This is a genomic window from Microbacterium tumbae (assembly GCF_054780175.1).
In genome coordinates this window covers 1,197,049-1,214,466 of the sequence record NZ_BAAGWV010000001.1, presented here as the reverse complement: position 1 = coordinate 1,214,466, position 17,418 = coordinate 1,197,049, and the positions used below count along the sequence as shown (strand labels likewise).

At 69.4% G+C, this 17,418-nt stretch carries 15 protein-coding genes; 5 read left to right on the top strand and 10 right to left on the bottom strand.

The genetic code is table 11. From position 1 onward, the window contains the following. Positions 1-162 precede the first annotated feature (162 nt). From ACYVGQ_RS05625 to ACYVGQ_RS05605, 5 genes are read left to right on the top strand one after another with little or no spacing between them, the layout of a single operon-like run. The gene (locus ACYVGQ_RS05625) at positions 163-1,203 is read left to right on the top strand and encodes a phosphotriesterase family protein (RefSeq protein ID WP_460783565.1); all 1,041 of its coding nucleotides are present in this window, start codon (positions 163-165) and stop codon (positions 1,201-1,203) included. A gap of 16 nt (positions 1,204-1,219) precedes the next feature. After that, positions 1,220-1,972: a glutamine amidotransferase gene (locus ACYVGQ_RS05620; protein ID WP_460783564.1), complete on the top strand. Its 753-nt coding sequence runs from the start codon at positions 1,220-1,222 to the stop codon at positions 1,970-1,972. Then, positions 1,969-2,607, top strand: coding sequence for a hypothetical protein (locus tag ACYVGQ_RS05615; protein ID WP_460783563.1), 639 nt, complete (start codon positions 1,969-1,971; stop codon positions 2,605-2,607). Before ACYVGQ_RS05620 ends, ACYVGQ_RS05615 begins: the two co-directional genes overlap by 4 nt. Continuing rightward, the gene (locus ACYVGQ_RS05610; RefSeq protein ID WP_460783562.1) at positions 2,604-3,713 is read left to right on the top strand and encodes a hypothetical protein; all 1,110 of its coding nucleotides are present in this window, start codon (positions 2,604-2,606) and stop codon (positions 3,711-3,713) included. The genes ACYVGQ_RS05615 and ACYVGQ_RS05610 overlap by 4 nt, the downstream gene beginning before the upstream one ends. Beyond that, positions 3,710-4,882, top strand: coding sequence for a M20/M25/M40 family metallo-hydrolase (locus ACYVGQ_RS05605; RefSeq protein ID WP_460783561.1), 1,173 nt, complete (start codon positions 3,710-3,712; stop codon positions 4,880-4,882). The genes ACYVGQ_RS05610 and ACYVGQ_RS05605 overlap by 4 nt, the downstream gene beginning before the upstream one ends. 7 nt (positions 4,883-4,889) lie before the next feature. Here the strand turns inward: ACYVGQ_RS05605 and atzF are convergent, their stop codons facing one another. From atzF to ACYVGQ_RS05555, 10 genes are all read right to left on the bottom strand, one after another. Next, a complete protein-coding gene (gene atzF, locus ACYVGQ_RS05600; RefSeq protein WP_460783560.1) occupies positions 4,890-6,614 on the bottom strand; it encodes an allophanate hydrolase in 1,725 nt (574 codons plus the stop codon). After that, a complete protein-coding gene (locus ACYVGQ_RS05595; RefSeq protein ID WP_460783559.1) occupies positions 6,611-7,393 on the bottom strand; it encodes a DeoR/GlpR family DNA-binding transcription regulator in 783 nt (260 codons plus the stop codon). Before ACYVGQ_RS05595 ends, atzF begins: the two co-directional genes overlap by 4 nt. A 73-nt stretch (positions 7,394-7,466) precedes the next feature. Then, on the bottom strand, positions 7,467-8,885 hold the full coding sequence (locus ACYVGQ_RS05590; protein WP_460783558.1) for an amidase: 1,419 nt from the start codon (positions 8,883-8,885) through the stop codon (positions 7,467-7,469). Between the two features lie 31 nt (positions 8,886-8,916). Beyond that, positions 8,917-10,593: an amidase family protein gene (locus ACYVGQ_RS05585; protein WP_460783557.1), complete on the bottom strand. Its 1,677-nt coding sequence runs from the start codon at positions 10,591-10,593 to the stop codon at positions 8,917-8,919. A gap of 84 nt (positions 10,594-10,677) precedes the next feature. After that, positions 10,678-11,700: a substrate-binding domain-containing protein gene (locus ACYVGQ_RS05580; protein ID WP_460783556.1), complete on the bottom strand. Its 1,023-nt coding sequence runs from the start codon at positions 11,698-11,700 to the stop codon at positions 10,678-10,680. Between the two features lie 82 nt (positions 11,701-11,782). Further along, positions 11,783-12,832, bottom strand: coding sequence for an ABC transporter permease (locus ACYVGQ_RS05575; RefSeq protein WP_460783555.1), 1,050 nt, complete (start codon positions 12,830-12,832; stop codon positions 11,783-11,785). Between the two features lie 2 nt (positions 12,833-12,834). Beyond that, positions 12,835-13,572: an ATP-binding cassette domain-containing protein gene (locus ACYVGQ_RS05570; protein ID WP_460783554.1), complete on the bottom strand. Its 738-nt coding sequence runs from the start codon at positions 13,570-13,572 to the stop codon at positions 12,835-12,837. Beyond that, positions 13,569-14,921, bottom strand: a complete 1,353-nt coding sequence (locus ACYVGQ_RS05565; RefSeq protein WP_460783553.1) for an aspartate aminotransferase family protein — start codon at positions 14,919-14,921, stop codon at positions 13,569-13,571. Before ACYVGQ_RS05565 ends, ACYVGQ_RS05570 begins: the two co-directional genes overlap by 4 nt. Next, on the bottom strand, positions 14,918-15,886 hold the full coding sequence (locus ACYVGQ_RS05560) for a phosphotransferase enzyme family protein (RefSeq protein ID WP_460783552.1): 969 nt from the start codon (positions 15,884-15,886) through the stop codon (positions 14,918-14,920). Before ACYVGQ_RS05560 ends, ACYVGQ_RS05565 begins: the two co-directional genes overlap by 4 nt. Next, positions 15,883-17,235 (bottom strand): M20 family metallopeptidase, encoded by a 1,353-nt coding sequence (locus ACYVGQ_RS05555; protein WP_460783551.1) that lies wholly within the window; start codon positions 17,233-17,235, stop codon positions 15,883-15,885. The genes ACYVGQ_RS05560 and ACYVGQ_RS05555 overlap by 4 nt, the downstream gene beginning before the upstream one ends. Positions 17,236-17,418 lie beyond the last annotated feature (183 nt).

Here is a 17,418-nt window from a genome sequence, read left to right as displayed (position 1 = left end):
GGAAACGCGTATGACCGTATTTTCGGCAATCCATTGCCGTGTCAACGTGCAATTTACGCAACGGAAACACAGGATGACTTCGCCTGCAACACACGGACAACACGCTTACTAGCAACAATTCTTGGCAATCGTTCTCCCATCCCACCGCTCCGAAAGATGCTCATGACCGATGTCCGCACCGTGACCGGCGTCGTCCCCAGCGAAGCCCTCGGATTCACGCTGCCCCACGAGCATCTGCTCAACAGCATCGAGGCGGGCGCGCTCCTACCGGACCCCGACTTCCCCGAGCTGTTCGACGCCCCCGTCACCCCCGATATCGCGTGGCTGCTCCGCGATCGTCCTTACGCGAACCGTGACAACTGCGCTCTGGACGATCCGGAGGACGCCGCCGAGGAGCTCCGGCACTTCGCCTCCCTCGGCGGGACCACCGTGATCGAGGTCACCGCGGAGGGTCAAGGTCGCGATCGCGCCGGCCTGGCCCGGCTCTCCACACAGACCGGCGTGCAGATCATCGCGGGAGGCGGCTGGTACCTCGAGCCCTACCATCCCGCAGTCACCCGTGGGGACGACATCGACGCCATGACCGCGGCTCTCCTCGCCGACTATGCACCCGCGGGCGACGACCGTCCGCTCTCGGGCGTGATCGGGGAGATCGGCATCTCCCCCGCGTTCACCGCCAGAGAGGAGAACTCGCTTCGCGCGGCGTGCCGCCTTCAGCGAAGCATCGGGCTCCCCCTCTGGATACATCTGCCCGGCTTCATGCGCCACGGCGGGCGCGTGCTCGACGTCGTGCTGCGAGACGAGGGCGTCACTCCGGAAGCGGTCGTCCTGTGCCACATCGACCCCTCGGGCAGCGACCCCGAGTACCAGCGCTCGCTCGCCGACCGCGGCGTGTGGCTCGAGTTCGACATGATCGGAATGCCGTACCGCTTCACACTCCCGGGCGAAGGCCAGTCCCCCGGACCGCAGGAGAGCGCGCTGGCGATCAGACGGCTGTGCGACGCCGGTTTCGGGGATCGACTGCTGATGAGCCACGACCTCTTCCTCAAGGGGATGCTCCGCAAGAACGGCGGCAACGGTCTCGCCTACATCCCCGCGATCTTCATCGATCGGCTGATCGGCCTCGGGGTCGACGAGGCGACCGCACGATCCATCAACACCACGAACGTGCGGACGCTCTTCGAGCGTGCCGCCCACGAATGAGGGGAAAGGAAAACGCATGGCCCGCATTCTGATCGCCGGCGAGAGCTGGATGACGACGAGCACGCACACCAAGGGCGTCGACGCCTTCACGGTGCACTCCTACGTCGAGGGCGTCGCCCAGCTTCGCGCCGCCCTCGAGGACGGCGGCCATGAGGTGGTGCACATGCCCGGCCACCGCGTGCCGACGGACTTCCCCGAGACACGCGCGCAGCTCGATGCGTTCGATGTCGTCGTGCTCTCCGACATCGGCTCGAACTCGGTGCAGCTGGCCCCCCGTGTCTTCGAGCAGTCGATCCCCGGTCACGACAGGCTGCATGAGCTGGCGACGTGGGTCGCCGACGGCGGCGCGCTCGTCATGATCGGCGGCTATCTGTCGTTCACGGGCTTCCAGGCGCTCGCGGCCTACCGCGAGACCGAGATCGCGGCCGTGCTCCCCGTCGAGATGCTGCCGGGAGACGATCACGTCGAGCGCCCCGCAGGCGTCACGGCAACCGTGCTGGATGTCGATCACCCCGCCCTCGGCGGCGTCGAGGGCGAATGGCCGGCGCTCCTCGGCTACAACCGCACGCTGCCGAGGGAAGGCGCGAGCGTGCTCGCGACGATCGGCGAGGATCCCCTCGTCGCCGTGTGGGAATACGGCGAGGGGCGGTCCGCCGTCTTCACCAGCGACTGCTCGCCGCACTGGGCGCCGCCCGCGTTCAGCGACGACTGGGACGGATACGGCAGGCTGTTCAACGGCATCGTGGGCTGGGCGAGTCAGAAGCCGTGAGCCGCGCCGAACTCCTCCTCGAAGAGCATGCGGACGATCTCTCCGTCGCGATCTCGCGCCCTCTCCTGGTCGCGATGACGGACGGCACCGTCCCGGCGCCGGTCTTCGCCCGGTACCTCGCGCTCGAGGAGGGCTTCGTCGCCACCGCCGCCGGCCTGGTCGCACGGCTCCTCTCGAGCGAGTACGACAGCTCCACCCGGGCGCACCTGGAGCGGATTCTGCACGAGCTCCGCGACCAGCAGAGCGAGTACTTCCTCGCCGAGACCGGCCGCGGTGAGACCCGCAGCGCGGCATCTGCAGCACCCGACGACCCGCTCTCACGCTATGCGCTCGGGCTCGTCGCGCGGTACGGCGACGACGCGGTGCCGGTCTGCCTCGCCGCGGCGGAGACCCTCTACAGCGGCTGGTGCACGCGAGCCGCGGCCGTTCCGACCGCACGGCCTCCTGCCGTGCAGACCTGGATCGAGCTGCACTCCACCGCGTCGTTCGCCGAGGGAGCGGCGTTCTGGCTGTCGATGGTCGACCGCCTGCCACCGGACGACCCGGATGACGTCCTGCTGTCAGCCTGGTTCTCGGGCATGCTCGCCGCCGAGAACGCATTCCACGATGCCGCGTATGAAGGAGAGCCCGCATGACCAGCGTCCCGGCCGTCGCCATCGACCTCGGCACCGTCGAGTCGCGCCTCACCGAGCGCGGCATCGCCTTCCGCCGTGTCCGTGTCGGAGACGACGCCGTCGTGATCGTCTCCTCCTACGGTGCTCGCGTTTACGGCCCGTTCTTCGGCGCGGATGCCTCGGAGACCTGGCTGCCGGACGCGTTCCACGATCCCACCGACTTCGCCGCGCTGCACGGGAGCGGAGCCTGGAACGTGGGCGGAGACCGCATCTGGGTCGGCCCGGAGATCGAGTACATGATCCCTGACCGCGACCGATACTGGGACACCTACGACATGCCCGCCTCGATCGATCCCGCCACGCATGTCCTCTCCGGCGCCGAGGACGAGCCGATCCTGCACCGGCAGATGCGGCTGCGAGCGCACCGGCGCTCCCGATCCGAGGGGCGCGACGTTTTCACATCGCTCGATCTCACCGTCCGGATCCGTGCAACGCCCAATCCGCTGCGCCACACCGCCACGATGCCGGAGTGCGTGGAGTATGGCGGCTACGCGACGGAGCTCACGCTCTCGCAGGCGGCGGGGACCCCCGTCGATGCGGAGTCGTGGATGCTCGTGCAGGTGCGCCCCGGGGGGACCGCGCTCGTCCCCGGCGCATCCGGAACCCGCGTCACGGACTACTACGAACCCGTCGGGGACCTCCTCGAACGCCGTCCGGGAGGCACGGCCGTCACGATCACGGGCGCCGACCGATACAAGATCGGCTTCACCTCGGCGCACGTCACGGGCCGTCTCGCATACCTCCGCGAGCTCGGTGAGGACCGCGCGGTGATCGTGGTGCGTGCGAGCCCGGTGTGGGCGGGGCTGGGCTACGCGGAGGAGCCGGACATCGCCCCCGGCCATCGCGGCGACGCGCTGCACATCTACAACGACGACGGCGGGCTCGGCGGCTTCGCGGAGCTCGAGGCGCGCGGCACTCCGATCAGCGCCGTACGGAGCGCCGATGGCAGCGCATTCCCGATCACCGACCGTTTCCTGACATGGTGGTTCCGCGGGTCGGTCTCGGCCGTCCACGACGTCGCCCGGCAGCTCGCCCACGTCGAGCCGGCCCCGCAGGTGCACGCGTGAGCGCCCTCTCCGATCTGCAGGCTCTCGTCTCGCACGGCCCTCGCTTCCACGGCGGAGCCGGCGTCCGCGCGGCCGCCGACTGGCTCGAGCAGGAGATCACGGCGGTCGGTCCCCGCGTGCGGCGTCAGCCGGTCAGCCTGTCCGGTTGGCTCCCCGGCACGATCTCCCGCGTGACGGTCGTGACTCCGCTCGCACGAACGCTCCCCGCCTGGCCGATGCTCGGCAGCGGTGCGACGACCGGACCCGTACGTGGCCGCGTGAAAGAGCTCGGACCCCAGGGGCTGTGGGGCGACTCGCAGATCTGGCAGCGCTTCGTCGTCCTCGCCGACGACGGCAGGGTGCTGGCCTATCTGCACGGTCGCGATGGTGGCCCCGCAGCCCCGCAGCCGCTGCCTTCCGGTTCGGACCGTATGGTCGCGCATCTCGCGATCGGGCATCTCGATGCGCAACAGCTCACCGAGTGGCTGAAGGACGAGCGGGATCCGGTCGTCGAGATCGAGTGCGATGCGCACGACACGGACGCTGCCGTCGGCGACAACCTCATCGTCGACATCGAGGGCGCCTCGCCCGACCGCGCGCTGGTGTGCGCTCACTACGACACCTTCTTCAACACCGTCGGCGCGTATGACAACGGAAGCGGAACGATCGCCCTGCTGCACCTCGTCCGCCACTGGGCCGCCACGCCCCCCTCCCGCTCCGTGCGGGTCGTGTTCTTCACCGCGGAGGAGTGGCATCTGGGCGGATCGCGGCACTATGTCGAACTCGGTGCGGGTCCGGATGCATCGGCCGCTGACGCCATCGCCGACCTCGACTTCGTGCTCAACATCGACGGTCTCGGACGCGGATCGCTGATGGAGGCCTTCGCCTCGCCCGAGACGTTCGACACCGTGCTCCATGAGGAGATCGAGGCCTACGCAGCGCACACACGACGCGACCTCAGACTGGTGTCGCGTTTTCCTCCCACGACGGGCACCGATGACGCGTCGTTCTATCGCGCCGGGGTGCCGAGCGCCTTCATGACCTTCAACGACCTGCACCGGCTGCACCAGCCGGACGACCTGCCGAACGACGGCATCGCCGCGAACATCGAGTGGACGGCCGGGCTCGCACGGCACCTGGTCGACGCGCTGCCCCGCGCCGACCGATTCCCGACACCGGGAATCCTCTGACGAGGAGTCAGGCCTTCGCGCGGCGGTATGCGCGCCAGCCGCCGAACCCCGTGACGTCGAGCGCGCCCTCGAGTGCGCCCGGTGCGCAGCCGAAGCCGACGACCTCCTCACCTCCGGCGAGGGTCACGCGCCCGAGGGTCATCGGGGCGGGAAGCGCGGCGAGGAAGGCTCCGAGCGCCGCCGGGGACAGTCGCCAGAGCTCGCCGTCGATGGCAGCCCCTCCGGCGGCGACCTCGACGAGGCCCGGCTTGGGCGGCACGGTGTCGAGGGCGAACAGGCGGTAGTCGGGACGGGTCGAGATCTCGGCCGCGAAGCGCGCGCCCGCATCGACGAGCTGCGCGTTGAGCGGCTCGCCGCGGAGGTGCGCGCCGAAGACCGCCAGCTCCACCGTCGCGTCCGCCGGCGCATACGCGGCGGCCCGCGTGCGGCGCCCCGCGAGGAAGCCTGCGGCAGCGTCCAGCGCGAGCTGGTCTTCGAACGCGTCGGCGATGAAGGTCACACCGAACTCGCCGTCGTCGCGAGAGTCCGCCGGAACGGAGACGGCGGCCATGTCGAGCAGGTTCACGAAATTCGTGAACGTTCCCATGCGCGCGTTGACCCCGAGGGGATCGGCACGCACCTCCGCGATCGTCGGGTGCAGCGGAGCCGTGGGGACGGCGAGCGCCTCACAGCCCCGGAGGAGGACGCGCGCCAGCGCCGCGATGCGGTCGAGCTCGGCGCGATCGCTCACGTAGTCAGCCGCGCGCACGTCACGGGCCCCGCGCACGATGGATGCCACCGTCGGGTCGAGCGTCTCCTGCCCGGTGGAGGACGGGGCGTCCACCCAGCCGCCGGCGGCCGCGTAGCGCCCGGCGACGATGGCGCCCTCGTAGAGCAGCCTGGCGGCGGCGAGCAGCGGCGCGATGGCCACCTCGCGCACCTCCGCGATGACACGCAGGCGTTCGACCGCCCCCTCCCAGGATCCGCGCGACGCAGCGTCCAGCGTCGAGAGATCCGCCGCGGACGGGACCGCGATGACCGGACGGTCCGCCCCGCCGACGCGCACGTCCGAGGGCCAGGCGCGCGATCTCGCATCCGATGCGTCGGGGCGGGAGATGATCCGCGCAGCATGCACGGCGGTGTCGAGATCACGGGCGAAGACCGTGATCGTGTCGTAGGGGTGGCAGGCCGGGAGCATCCCCGTCGTGGAGACCAGACCGAGAGTGGGTTTGATGCCCACGATCCCGTTGAGAGCAGCGGGGACGCGTCCGGAGCCGGCCGTGTCGGTGCCGAGAGCGATGTCGACGATGCCGAGCGCGACGGCGACGGCCGAGCCCGAGCTCGAACCGCCGCTGATGCGGTCGGCGTGCACGGCGCCGCGGACGACCCCATAGGGGCTGCGCGTGCCGACGAGCCCGGTCGCGAACTGGTCCATGTTCGTCTTGCCGATCACGATGGCGCCTGCGGCGCGCAGAAGCGCGACGGCGGTCGCATCGGCATCGGGGAGCACCGACGCGGGAGGGTAGGCCCCTGTCGTGGGGAGCCCGTGCACGTCGATGTTGTCCTTCACCGCGACGACCGTCCCGAGCAGCGGCAGCTCCGTGCCTGCCGCGGCGAGCGCGTCGAGCCGGGCTGCCTCGCGCTCCGCCTCCGCGCGGTCGCGGATCGTGATCCACACCTCGGGTCGCTCGGTGCGCTCGATCGCGGCGTACGCCGCGGCGACGCGCGCCACGGCCCCGGTGCTGACTCTCATGCCGTACCCCTTGCCCTGATGATCTCGATGCCCCGCTGCTCGAGGGCCGTCAGCGTGTCGTCCTCGCCGCGCGCGTCGGTCACGATCGTCGTCACCTGATCGAGCGAGCCGACGGGAGCGAAGGAGATCGCGCCGAGGTGCTTGCTCTCCGCGAGCAGAACGACCCGGTCCGCCGCGCCCACCATCGCGGTCTTGAGCCGCGCATCCGTCTCGTCGTAGTCCGACATGAGGTTGGTCTCCGCGCTGATCCCTGCGACGCCGACGAACGCGACGTCCCAGCGCCGCTCACGGAAGAACTGCTCGGCGGCCGAGCCGCGGAGGCTCATCTCGCCCTGCTTCAGCTCCCCTCCCGGGGAGACCACCCGGATGTCGGCGTCGTTGCCGAGAACCTCCATGACCTGCAGACTGGTCGGCGCCGCCAGCACCTGGACATGCCGGCGACGCATCTCCGTCGCGAGATAATAGGTCTTGGTGCCGAAGTCGATGGAGATGTTCTCGCCGCGGGAGATGAGCGCCGCGGCCGCCGCGGCGATCGCCTTCTTCCCCTCCACGTTCGCCTTCAGCCGCACGGCGAAGGGCGGCTCGAAGCTGCGTCCTGAGTTCAGCACCGCGCCGCCGAACACCCGGCGCACGATGCCCAGATCGTCGAGCTGGTCGATATCGCGACGGATCGTGAGCTCGGTCACGCCGAGCTGCTGTGCGAGCACGGCCGTCTCGACCTTCCCCCCTCGCTCCAACAGCTCGATGATCCTCTGCTGCCGCTGCCTCTTGTTGCTCAAGACATCCTCCTCCATCCTGCGTTCTCTCCGCCCTCACAGGCGAACCTAGCCTCCAGCCGACGTTCCGACGATCTCAGGGGAGCCGGGGGTGCTCATCCGACACCCCGAGAATCGACTCGAGCTGCTCTCCGACGGCGAGCAGCTCGACGTCCTCGCCGTAGCGGCCGATCACCTGCAGGCCCACGGGCAGCCCCTCCGAGAAACCCGCCGGCAGGGCCAGGACAGGATGCTGCGTCATGACGACGTAGCAGGCCAGCCGCTGCCACTGGAAGTAACGGTCGAAATGCTGATCCGCGACCTGCTCCACCCATTTGACGTCGGCCGGCGGTGCCACGACGGGCGCCCCGGGGCAGATGAAGGCGTCGAAGTCGCCGAGCAGCGCGACGAACTCCGAGAACAGACGGTATCTCAGCGCCTCCGCCTCGATCACGTCCGTCGTGGAGAACTCGGCCGCCTCCGCGACGTTGCGCGAGAAGTCGTCACGGTACTTCTCCGGATGCTCGATCGGGTCTCGGCCGAGCAGGGAGAACCAGCCGACCAGCTCGATGACCTCCCAGGCGCGGCCGGCCCCGGAGAAGTCGACGTCGACGTCGACGACCTCGACCCCGGCGGCCTCGAGCTTCGCCCTGGTCTCCGCGAAGACGACACGGACCTCGTCCGAGATCGGCAGCTCGCCGAGGTCCTCGCTCCATGCGACACGCAGCGGCGCCGTGCGGATCTCGCCCAGCTCGGACGTCGGCGAGGTCCGCGCGGAGAGCGGGCTCAGCGCGTCGGAGCCGCTCATGCCCGACAGCAGCAGGGCCGCGTCGCGACAGGTGCGCGCGACGGGTCCGTTGACCGAGTGCGGCGACCACGAGCCTCCCCCGGCGACCGCCGGGACCACGCCGGGGGTCGTGCGCAGGCCCACGGCGTTGCAGAAGGACGCCGGGTATCGGAGGCTTCCGCCCGAGTCGGAGCCGTCGCAGAAGGGGAGCATTCCTGCGGCGACGGCGGCCACTCCGCCGGTGGATCCGCCCGCGTGCCGCTCCAGATCGAAAGGATTGCGCGTGATGCCGAACACGTCGTTCCACGTGACGGTGCCGACGCCGAACTCGGGAGAGTTCGTCTTGCCGATGATGAGCGCCCCTGCCGCACGCAGCTTCGCGACATGCGGTGCGTCCGCGGGCGCAGGACCCCTTCCGGCGAAAGAGCGCGACCCGCGCGAGGTGGGCATGCCGGCGACGTCGACGAGGTCCTTGATCGCGATCGGCAATCCATGCAGCGGGCCGAGCGGCTCCCCCGCGGCTCGCGCGCGGTCCGCCTCACGGGCGAGCGAGAGCGCCTCTTCGCGGGGAAGGACGAAGACCATGACGTTCACGGCGTCGTTCGTCGCCTCGATGCGGTCGAGGAACGCCGTCATCACATCGACGGCGGTGAGCTCGCCATCGCGGATCGCGTCGCGAAGACGGGTGGCGCTCCAGAAGACGAGCGGCTGCTCGGTGGTGGACGGCATATCGTGTACTCCTGATCTTGCGGGTGACGGTTCAGAGAAGTGCGGGGGCGTTTTCCGGCGGCAGCTGCGGCGGCACCCGCGGAGGCAGCAGCGTCTCGATCCGCTCGGCGAGATCGATGAGGCGCTCGTCGCTGTACGCCGCTCCGGCGAGCGTCAGCCCCACCGGCATCCGCGTATCGGCCATCACCCCCATCGGCAGCGTGACGCTGGGCAGACCCACGCGGCGCATGACGTGGTTCATCGTCGAGAAGAGGACGCCATCCGCCCAGGATGCCGCAGCCGACGCCGCGACGGTGTCGCTGTCCCATCGGCCGATGTCGGAGTTCGCGGGGAACAGCACCGCATCGAGGCGGTGCTCGTGCAGCCATGCATCGAAGTGACGCTCGCGCGCGGCGACGATTCCCCGGAGCGCAGGACGGACGGTCTCGGCTCTTCGCCGCGCGGACAGCGGCGTCGCTGTGAGCACGGCAGGGAAATCGAAGGTGTCCCGCCCGGGGTGCGGATCCCCGGCCGCGTCGTCCAGAGCGCCCGGAGGCGTCGGTCGCACACGCGCGGGATCGACGGTGCGGAGCGCACGTCCGTCACCGTAGACGTCGAGATGCTCCTGCCATGCCGTGGTGAGCAGATCGCCGAGCTCGAACCGAGTCCAAGATGCTTTCAGGAGTCCCTCTTCTTCCAGACTCGGCCGGGATCGCGTGCGGGATTCATAAGCCTCGACGAGGGGGAAATCGACCGGGACGAGTTCGACTCCGGCCGCGGCGAGCGCAGTCGTCGCGGCTTCCCAGAGCGCCCGGATCGAGGGGCGCAGCGGGATGCCTGCGACATCGCCCGAGTCCTCCCCGACGTACAGGCGCGGGACACCGAGGCGGATGCCGGCGATCGACGCCGCGTTCGATCGACGCTCATGAAGTCGCGCTGCGACCTCCGCGGCCGGCGAGACGTCGACGGCGTCCTGGCGCTGCCAGACGTCTCGTTCGTCCACGCCGGCGATCACGCTCAGCACGTCGCGCAGGTCGCCGACGCTGAGCGTGTGCGGCACGACGACGTCGCGGTAAGGGTGCAGCGGCCAGTTTCCCGCGCTCGGGATGACGCCCCACGAAGGGGTGTACGCGACGAGCGCGTTGTTCGAAGCCGGAGAGCGCCCTGAGGAGACGGTCTCCTCTCCGATCCCGAAGGCGCAGAACCCGGCGGCGACGGCGACGGCGGAGCCGATGGAGGAGCCGGAATGCCATGCGGCGGCGAGCCATTCCGGGTTGTAGGGGCTGCACGTGCGTCCGTACAGACCTGCTTGACCGCCACCGATCGCCATGGGCGGCATGTTGGTCTTGCCGATGAGCAGCGCGCCGGCCGCGCGGAGCCGCTCCACGACGACGGCGTCGGCACGGGCGACCAGGTCGCCGAACGCCGGCGAGCCCGCCGCGTTGGTGAGGCCGACGACGGCGAAGCTGTCCTTCACCGTGTACGGCACCCCGTGCAGGAGACTGCGCGGGGCGCCCGCGTGCAGCTCGGCATCCAGCACGGCGGCGTGGGAGAGCAGATGCGGATCGCGCACCGGCACCGCGCCGAGCCCCGGATGGCCCTCGCTGCGGTCGTCGAGGACGGCGAGCCGTGCGAGGGCGCGCTCCGCGAGCTCGACGACCGACACGCGCCCTTCGAGGAGGCGCGAGCGGACTCGGGCCACCCCGGCACTCGCGTTCAGAGCATCCACGTGCGCTCCTCCTGTTCTGTCTCCTGAGTGGGAAGGGAAAGCGGACCCGGCGGTCGGCGGAACGCCCGCCGGGTCCGCGGGCGATCAGCCGCAGTCGCTCGTGTACAGGAACGGCGCGATCTCGTCGCTGTCGACGTTGTCGGCCGTGACGAGCGCCCAGGGCGACCACACGTCCTGCTCGCTGATCGAGTCGGGGTCGACCTCGCCCTTGAGCACCTGGGCGATCAGAGTCGTCGCTTCATAGCCCATCTGGTACGGGCTCTGCGCGATGAGCGCGTCGTACGAGCCTTCCCTGAGCTCCTCGACCTGGGCCGACGCCGTGTCGAAGCCGATCAGCACGCTGTCGGCGCCGGCCGTGCGGATGCCGTTGGCCGCTCCCGTGCCCGCGCCGATGTTGGTCGTGAAGACCAGGCCGAGGTCGGGGTTGGCCGCCAGCGCCGAGGAGACGGCCGCCGACGCCTCTGCGGAGTCGCCGCCGACGTACTGGAACTCCAGCACCTCGAGGTCGGTGTTCTCCTCGATCGCGTCGCGGAATCCTTCAGCACGGGCCGACTGCACGGCGTTTCCCGGCGCGTCGGTGACGACGAGCACCTTGCCGGCCGCGACGTCGAAGTCCTCCACGGCCTGCAGCGCTGCGTCGTAGGACGACTGATAGTTGTCCGTGCGGATGCTCTGCAGATACTCCTCGTTGGAGAGGAACGAGTCGGGCATGACGAGCGGCTTGCCCGACTCGGTGAACGGCTCGAGCGTCGAGTTGAAGGCGTTGTTGTCCCAGACGGTGAGGAGCAGGCCGTCCGGATCGGTGGCGAGCACGGACTGCAGCACCTGCATGACCTCTTCGGTCGACGTGCCCGGTGATCCCTGGATGTTGAGCGTGATGCCCTGCTCGTCGGCGGCATCCCCGGCGCCGCAGTACATCGCCCCGTAGAACTCTCCTGTGCTCTCGGGCGTGACCAGCGCCACGGTGATGTCGCTGTCGCCCTCGGACGATGTCGAGGGATCGCCCCCGGGGGCCGACGATGAGCAGCCGGCGATCAGCGCGCCCGCGGCGAGCAGGGCGCCGGTGCTGAGCACGAAGCGCGAACGCCTGTGAATGCTGTGAGACATGTGGTTCTCCTTCGGGAAATGAATGTGGACGAACGGGTGTGTTGCGATGGAGCGGGTGTTGCGAGGGTCTCGGATCCCGGCGTCAGCCGGTGCGGCTGGCCGACGCGCGGCTGGAGCGATCCAAGCTGACCGCGACGAGGAGCATGACCCCGATCGCGATGGTCTGGTAGAACGGCGAGAGGTTCACGATCACGAGCCCGGACTGCAGGATGATCGCCAGGAACGCGCCGACGATCGCCCCGAGGAAGCTGATCCGCCCTCCGGTGAGCGCCGTGCCGCCGATGAGCGCCGCGGCGATCGCCGCCATCGAGTCGTTCAGGTGGCCGGAGATGTTGGTCGTCGAGTACCGGGCGAGGTCGATGAATCCGGCGAGGCCGGCGAGGCCCGACGACAGGGCGAAGATGACGATGGTGTTGCGGAGCGTCCGGATGCCGACGCGCCGTGCCGCCAGCTTGTTCGAGCCCATCGCGAGCGTGTGCGTCCCCCAGGGGGTGAATCGGTACAGGCCCCAGAGGGCGGCGATCACGAGGAGGCTCACGAGCATGGGCAGCGGCAGGGCGCCGAAGGAGATCGATCCGAAGGAGCTCTGCAGCTCTCGCGGCATGCCGAAGAGGTTCACCCCGCCGGTGACGACCTGAGCGACGCCGGTCGCGACCGACAGCATGCCGAGCGTCGCGACGAGCGCGTTGACGCGCACGATGCCGACCATGACGCCGTTGACGACACCGATCAGCACGCCGACGAGGATCGCGACGACGAGCCCGACGAGGAGGATGACGGGAACGGGGACGGAACCGACCATCGCGATCATGATCTGCCCGGAGAGGACCGAGGAGAGGATGACGGCCGCTCCCTGCGAGATGTCGATCTGACCGGCCGACATGAGGATCGCCTGCCCGATGGCGAGCAGCAGCACCTGCGAGGCGGTCAGCATCATGCCCCGGATGTTCGCCTCGCTGAGGAACGCTCCCCCCGGCGAGAGCGCCTGGAAGATCGCGATGACGACGATCTCCACCAGGATGATCTGCACCGCCCGGTTCGACAGCACCCTGGCGATGCCGTGTCTGGCAGCGGCTGCCGGACCGCCCAGGGAATCAGCGGCATCCAGCGCGGCCTTCGTTGTCTCGCTCATGATCAGTCCTCCCCCACCATGACGGTGACGACGTCGGATACGGAGAGCCCCGCAGGCGGGACATCGGCGGCGATCGTTCCGTGGCGCAGCACCACGATCCGGTCCGCGAGCTTCAGCACGCTCGGGATGTCGTGCGAGACGAGGATGACGCCGAGGCCGTGGTCGGCGGCCCGCTTGATGGAGTCGAGCACCATGCCGACCTGCTTCGGCCCGAGTGCCGCCGTCGGCTCGTCGAGCAGAATGACGTTCTCCGCCCATTTCATGGCGCGGGCGACCGCGAGCACCTGCCGCTGCCCGCCCGAGAGGCTGAGCACGGGGAGGCGGACATCGCGCAGGGTGGAGATCCCGAGGTGCTCGATGGCCTGCTTCGCCGCAGCGCGCATGGCGGCGCGGTCCATGATGCGGAGCGGACCGACCCGGCGGACGATCTCATTGCCGAGGAAGAGGTTCTCGGCGACGCTGAGGTCGGGGGCCAGCGCGAGGTCCTGGTAGACGACGCCGACGCCGAGCCTGCGGGCATCGGCGAGCGATGCGAGCTCCTCGCCCTTGACCTGGACGGATCCGAGGTCGGCGGGCTGGGAGCCGCAGATGATGTTCATGAGCGTCGACTTGCCGGCGCCGTTGTCGCCGAGCAGTGCGACGATCTCACCGGCGTGCACGGCGAGATTGACGTCGCGCAGCGCCGTGACGGCACCGAAGTTCTTGCCGACGTCCGTGACCGTGAGGACTTCTCCACTCATCGAGCGACTCCCTTCTTCTCGACGTCGCCGAGGACGTCTGCGTAGATCGACAGGAACTCCGCGGTGTCGTCGTCGGTGAAGACGAGCGGAGGGCGCACCTTCAGCACCTGGCCGCTGAGACCGACGGCGGAGATCAGCACGTTGCGGTCCCGGAGTCCGTTCACGACGGCGGTCGAGACCTCACGGGCGGTGCGTCCGCCGGCCGCTCTCATCTCGACGCCGATGAACAGCCCCGCGCCGCGCACATCGCCGACGAGCTCGCTGCCGGCGCTCGCGACGCCGATGCCCTGCTGCAGGCGCGCACCCACTTCCCGGGCGCTCGTCATGAGATCCCGGTCCTGGATCTCGTCGAGCACCGCGGTGGCGGCGGCGATGGACGCGGGATTGCCGCCGAAGGTGTTGAAGTAGCGATGGCCGTTCGCGTATCCGTCCGAGAGCTCGGACGACATCACCAGGCTTCCGATCGGCATCCCGCCCGCCAACGGCTTGCCGCTGGTGACCATGTCGACCGCATCGGTGTGACGCTGGAAGCCCCACATGTGCTCGCCGAGGCGGCCCATGCCGGGCTGCACCTCGTCGGCGATGACCAGGCCGCCCGCCGCCTGCACGCGCGAGAAGGCCTCGGCGAGCATCCCCCTGGCGCCGGGGTAGATGCCGTCCGTCGACATGATGGTGTCGAGCAGGAGGGCGCGCACGCCGATTCCCGATGCGTTCAGGTCGTCGATGGCCGCCGCGACGGCGTCGGCGAAGACCTCGCCCGCCCTCTCGCCGTGCGCGTAGGTGTCGGGTGCGTCGACGACCCGCACATAGGGTGCGAGGGGCATGGAAGGCCCGTTCTCGGGCGAGACGCCGGCGAGCAGCGCGGTGGTTCCGTGGTAGGCCATCCGCGTCACGATCACACCCAGATTCCCCGTGCGCCAGGCCGCGATCGTCAGCGCGAGATCGTTCGCCTCGGAGCCGGAGTTCGTGAAGATCACATGATCCAGCGCAGCGGGGTACGTGGCGAGGAATCGCTCCGCGTACTCGACCACCCCGTCCTGCAGATAGCGCGTGTGCGTGTTCATGCGGGTCAGCTGACGGTAGACGGCCTCGGCGATGCGCGGGTTCGCGTGGCCGACCGCCGGGACGTTGTTGTACGCGTCGAGGTACTCGACGCCGTCGGCGTCCACGAGTCGGACGCCGCTGCCCCGCACCACGTGCACGGGCTTCTCGTAGAAGAGGGGATAGATATCGCCGAGAGCGGCGCGCCGGCGCGCGAGCAGCGCCTGGTCGGCCTCGGAGAGCCCGCCGGCCTTCGCCGGATCGAATCTGTTGATCATCTGGGTGCCTGCGGGCTTGGTGGTGGTCACTGGTGGTTCTTCCCCTGCGAGTGCGCGGTCGGTGAGATGGCGGAGTCGACGGCGGCGAGGATGCGCGTCGCGAGCGCGTCGTATCTCTTCTGGTAGGACGCACGATCCGGCCGCCGCCGGCCGCTCTCGCGTCCGAGGACGAGGACGAGGACGATCCGGCACAGGGCAAGAGGGATCAGCAGGGCGCTCTCGTTCGCGTCGAGCGCGATGGCGGGGCCGATCCTCCCGATGTAGCGGTCGACCAGCGGATGCGTCGTCGAACCGAGATGCATCGAGAGATAGGCCACCGTCACAGCGATGTCGAAGAGGCGAGGCGCTTCGATCGCATCGCCGAAGTCGATGATCCCGGAGAGGCTGCCATCCGTCACGAAGAGGTTGGACAGGTTGAAATCCGCGTGCAGCACCTGCACCGGGAGCGATGCGAGCGCCGGTTTCAGCAAACGGTACGCCTCGAGGACACGGCCTGCCGTGTCCCGCTGCGCAACGTCCAGGTGCACGGCGAACAGAGGCTCATAGCGCTCGATGGCATCGATCGCCCACTCGTTCGTGGCCGGCACCGCGGCCCGGACGGCGTCGACGCGCGCAAGCGCCGAGAGGAGCGTCGCCTGCGCCTCGGCGATCTGATCGATCAGACGCTCGGTCAACGAGACCGCCTCGAGGGGATGGCCGGGCAGCATCGTGGAGACGAAAGTCGTCCCAGCCGCGTCGACGGGCGCGCCCGTCCGCTCGTCGAGGAGCACCCGCGGCACGGGAAGCGCCGGCGCTCCGACGGCGACCGCTTGAAGAAGCTCCGACTGCATGCGGGGCGCCGAGCTGCCCGCCGGTGAGATCTTCAGCACGACGTTCCCGGATTCCGCTGTCACCAGCAGGGTGCGGTCGAGCTCGCTCGCGGTCGGCGTGATCGCGGTGACTCCGTGCACGCCCCAGTGCGCGAGCAGCGCGACGAGATCCTCGAACTCGCTCATCGCCCCTCGCTCGCGCAGAGGTCGACGATCATGAGCGCCATGACCCGGATCGCCTGCTTGAACTCGTCGAGGTCCAGGAACTCGTCCGGCTGGTGAGCGACGGAGAGGAGACCGGGGCCGAACGTGACGGCGGGCACTCCCGCCTTGATCGGCAGCCCCATGTCGGTGTGGGCTGTGACGCCCTCGAGCACGGGCTCCATGCCGAGGGAGCGCATCACGTCGACGGGCGAGGCGACGATGGGCTCGGTGTCGGCGGTCTCCCCGCAGTCCGCATCGACGAGCCAGGTGAGCACGGGCGGGTTCTCGGCGAGCCAGTCGTCGCCTTCGGCGAAGTCGGCGAGCAGCTTCTCGATCTGGGCCCGGACGATGCCGCCTCCTCCGCGTTCGTCGAGCTCGGCCGGCAGGTACTGGATGTCGAAGCGGATCGTGAAGGCGTCGGCCCAGGCGCTGGGATACGTGCCGGCGTCGATGACGGCCACGTTCATCTGGCACGGCAGGGGCATGTACCTGTGCGTCTTCTCGGGGAGGGCGCTCCACTCCTCGTTCATGATGTCGATCGCGTCGAGCAGACGCCGTCCGTAGGCGATCGCATCGACGGCGCCGCCTTCGCGCCACGACGGCTGCTCGATCTCGATGTGACCGCTCTTGCCGGGGATCGTGATCTCGCCCCAGAGGATCCCGCGGCACAGGGGGGCGACCTTGAGGCTCGTCGGCTCCGGGATGACGATGCCGATGCCGGGACGGTAGCCGCGGTCGACGAGCGCGAGCGTCCCCATGCCTCCGGTCTCCTCCTCGGTGACGGAGGCGAACGAAAGAGGGTTGGACAGCTTCACACCTGCCGCCTGCACCGCTTCTATGGCAGCCAGTGCGGCCGCCATGCCGCCTTTCATGTCACAGGCGCCGCGTCCGTAGACCCGCCGGTCGACGAGGACGCTCGCGAACGGCCCCCCTTTGGTCCATCCGGCTCCGCCTGGCACGACATCGCAGTGGCCCAGGAACATGAGCGCGGGTGCGTCCTGGCGCGCTCCGGGGGCGGTCGGGGCGATCGTGCCCACGAGGTTCGGTCGTCCGGTGAAGTCCCGATCCGCGAAGTAGCCGGGACCACCCGCGTGATGGGCGAGCTCTGCCGCGGAGGGCTCCCATTCGTCGATCTCAGCGCCGAGGGATTCCAGACGTCGACGCAGCAGCGCTTGGATCCTTCCCTCACCGGAGACCTGCTCCGGCTCCCCGAACCACGGGCCGACGCTCGGGACGTCGATCATGTCGCGCAGCAGCTGCACCGCATCGTCGAAACCGCGTTCGACGGCATCGGTGATCGCGTCTCGCACAGCGGGTGCGACCTGTGGCATGTGAACTCCCGGAGTTGTGATGGATCATCATTCTGAATCGGATAGTTCACGAATATACGCAAAAATGTTCGTCTCAAACATAAAAAGATATCGAGTTTTACATCAAAGAAACATGCCCGAAACCCAGGGCGCACCGATCGCGGGGCGACGACCGTCGAGGGAAACGTCGGCGAAACATGCCGC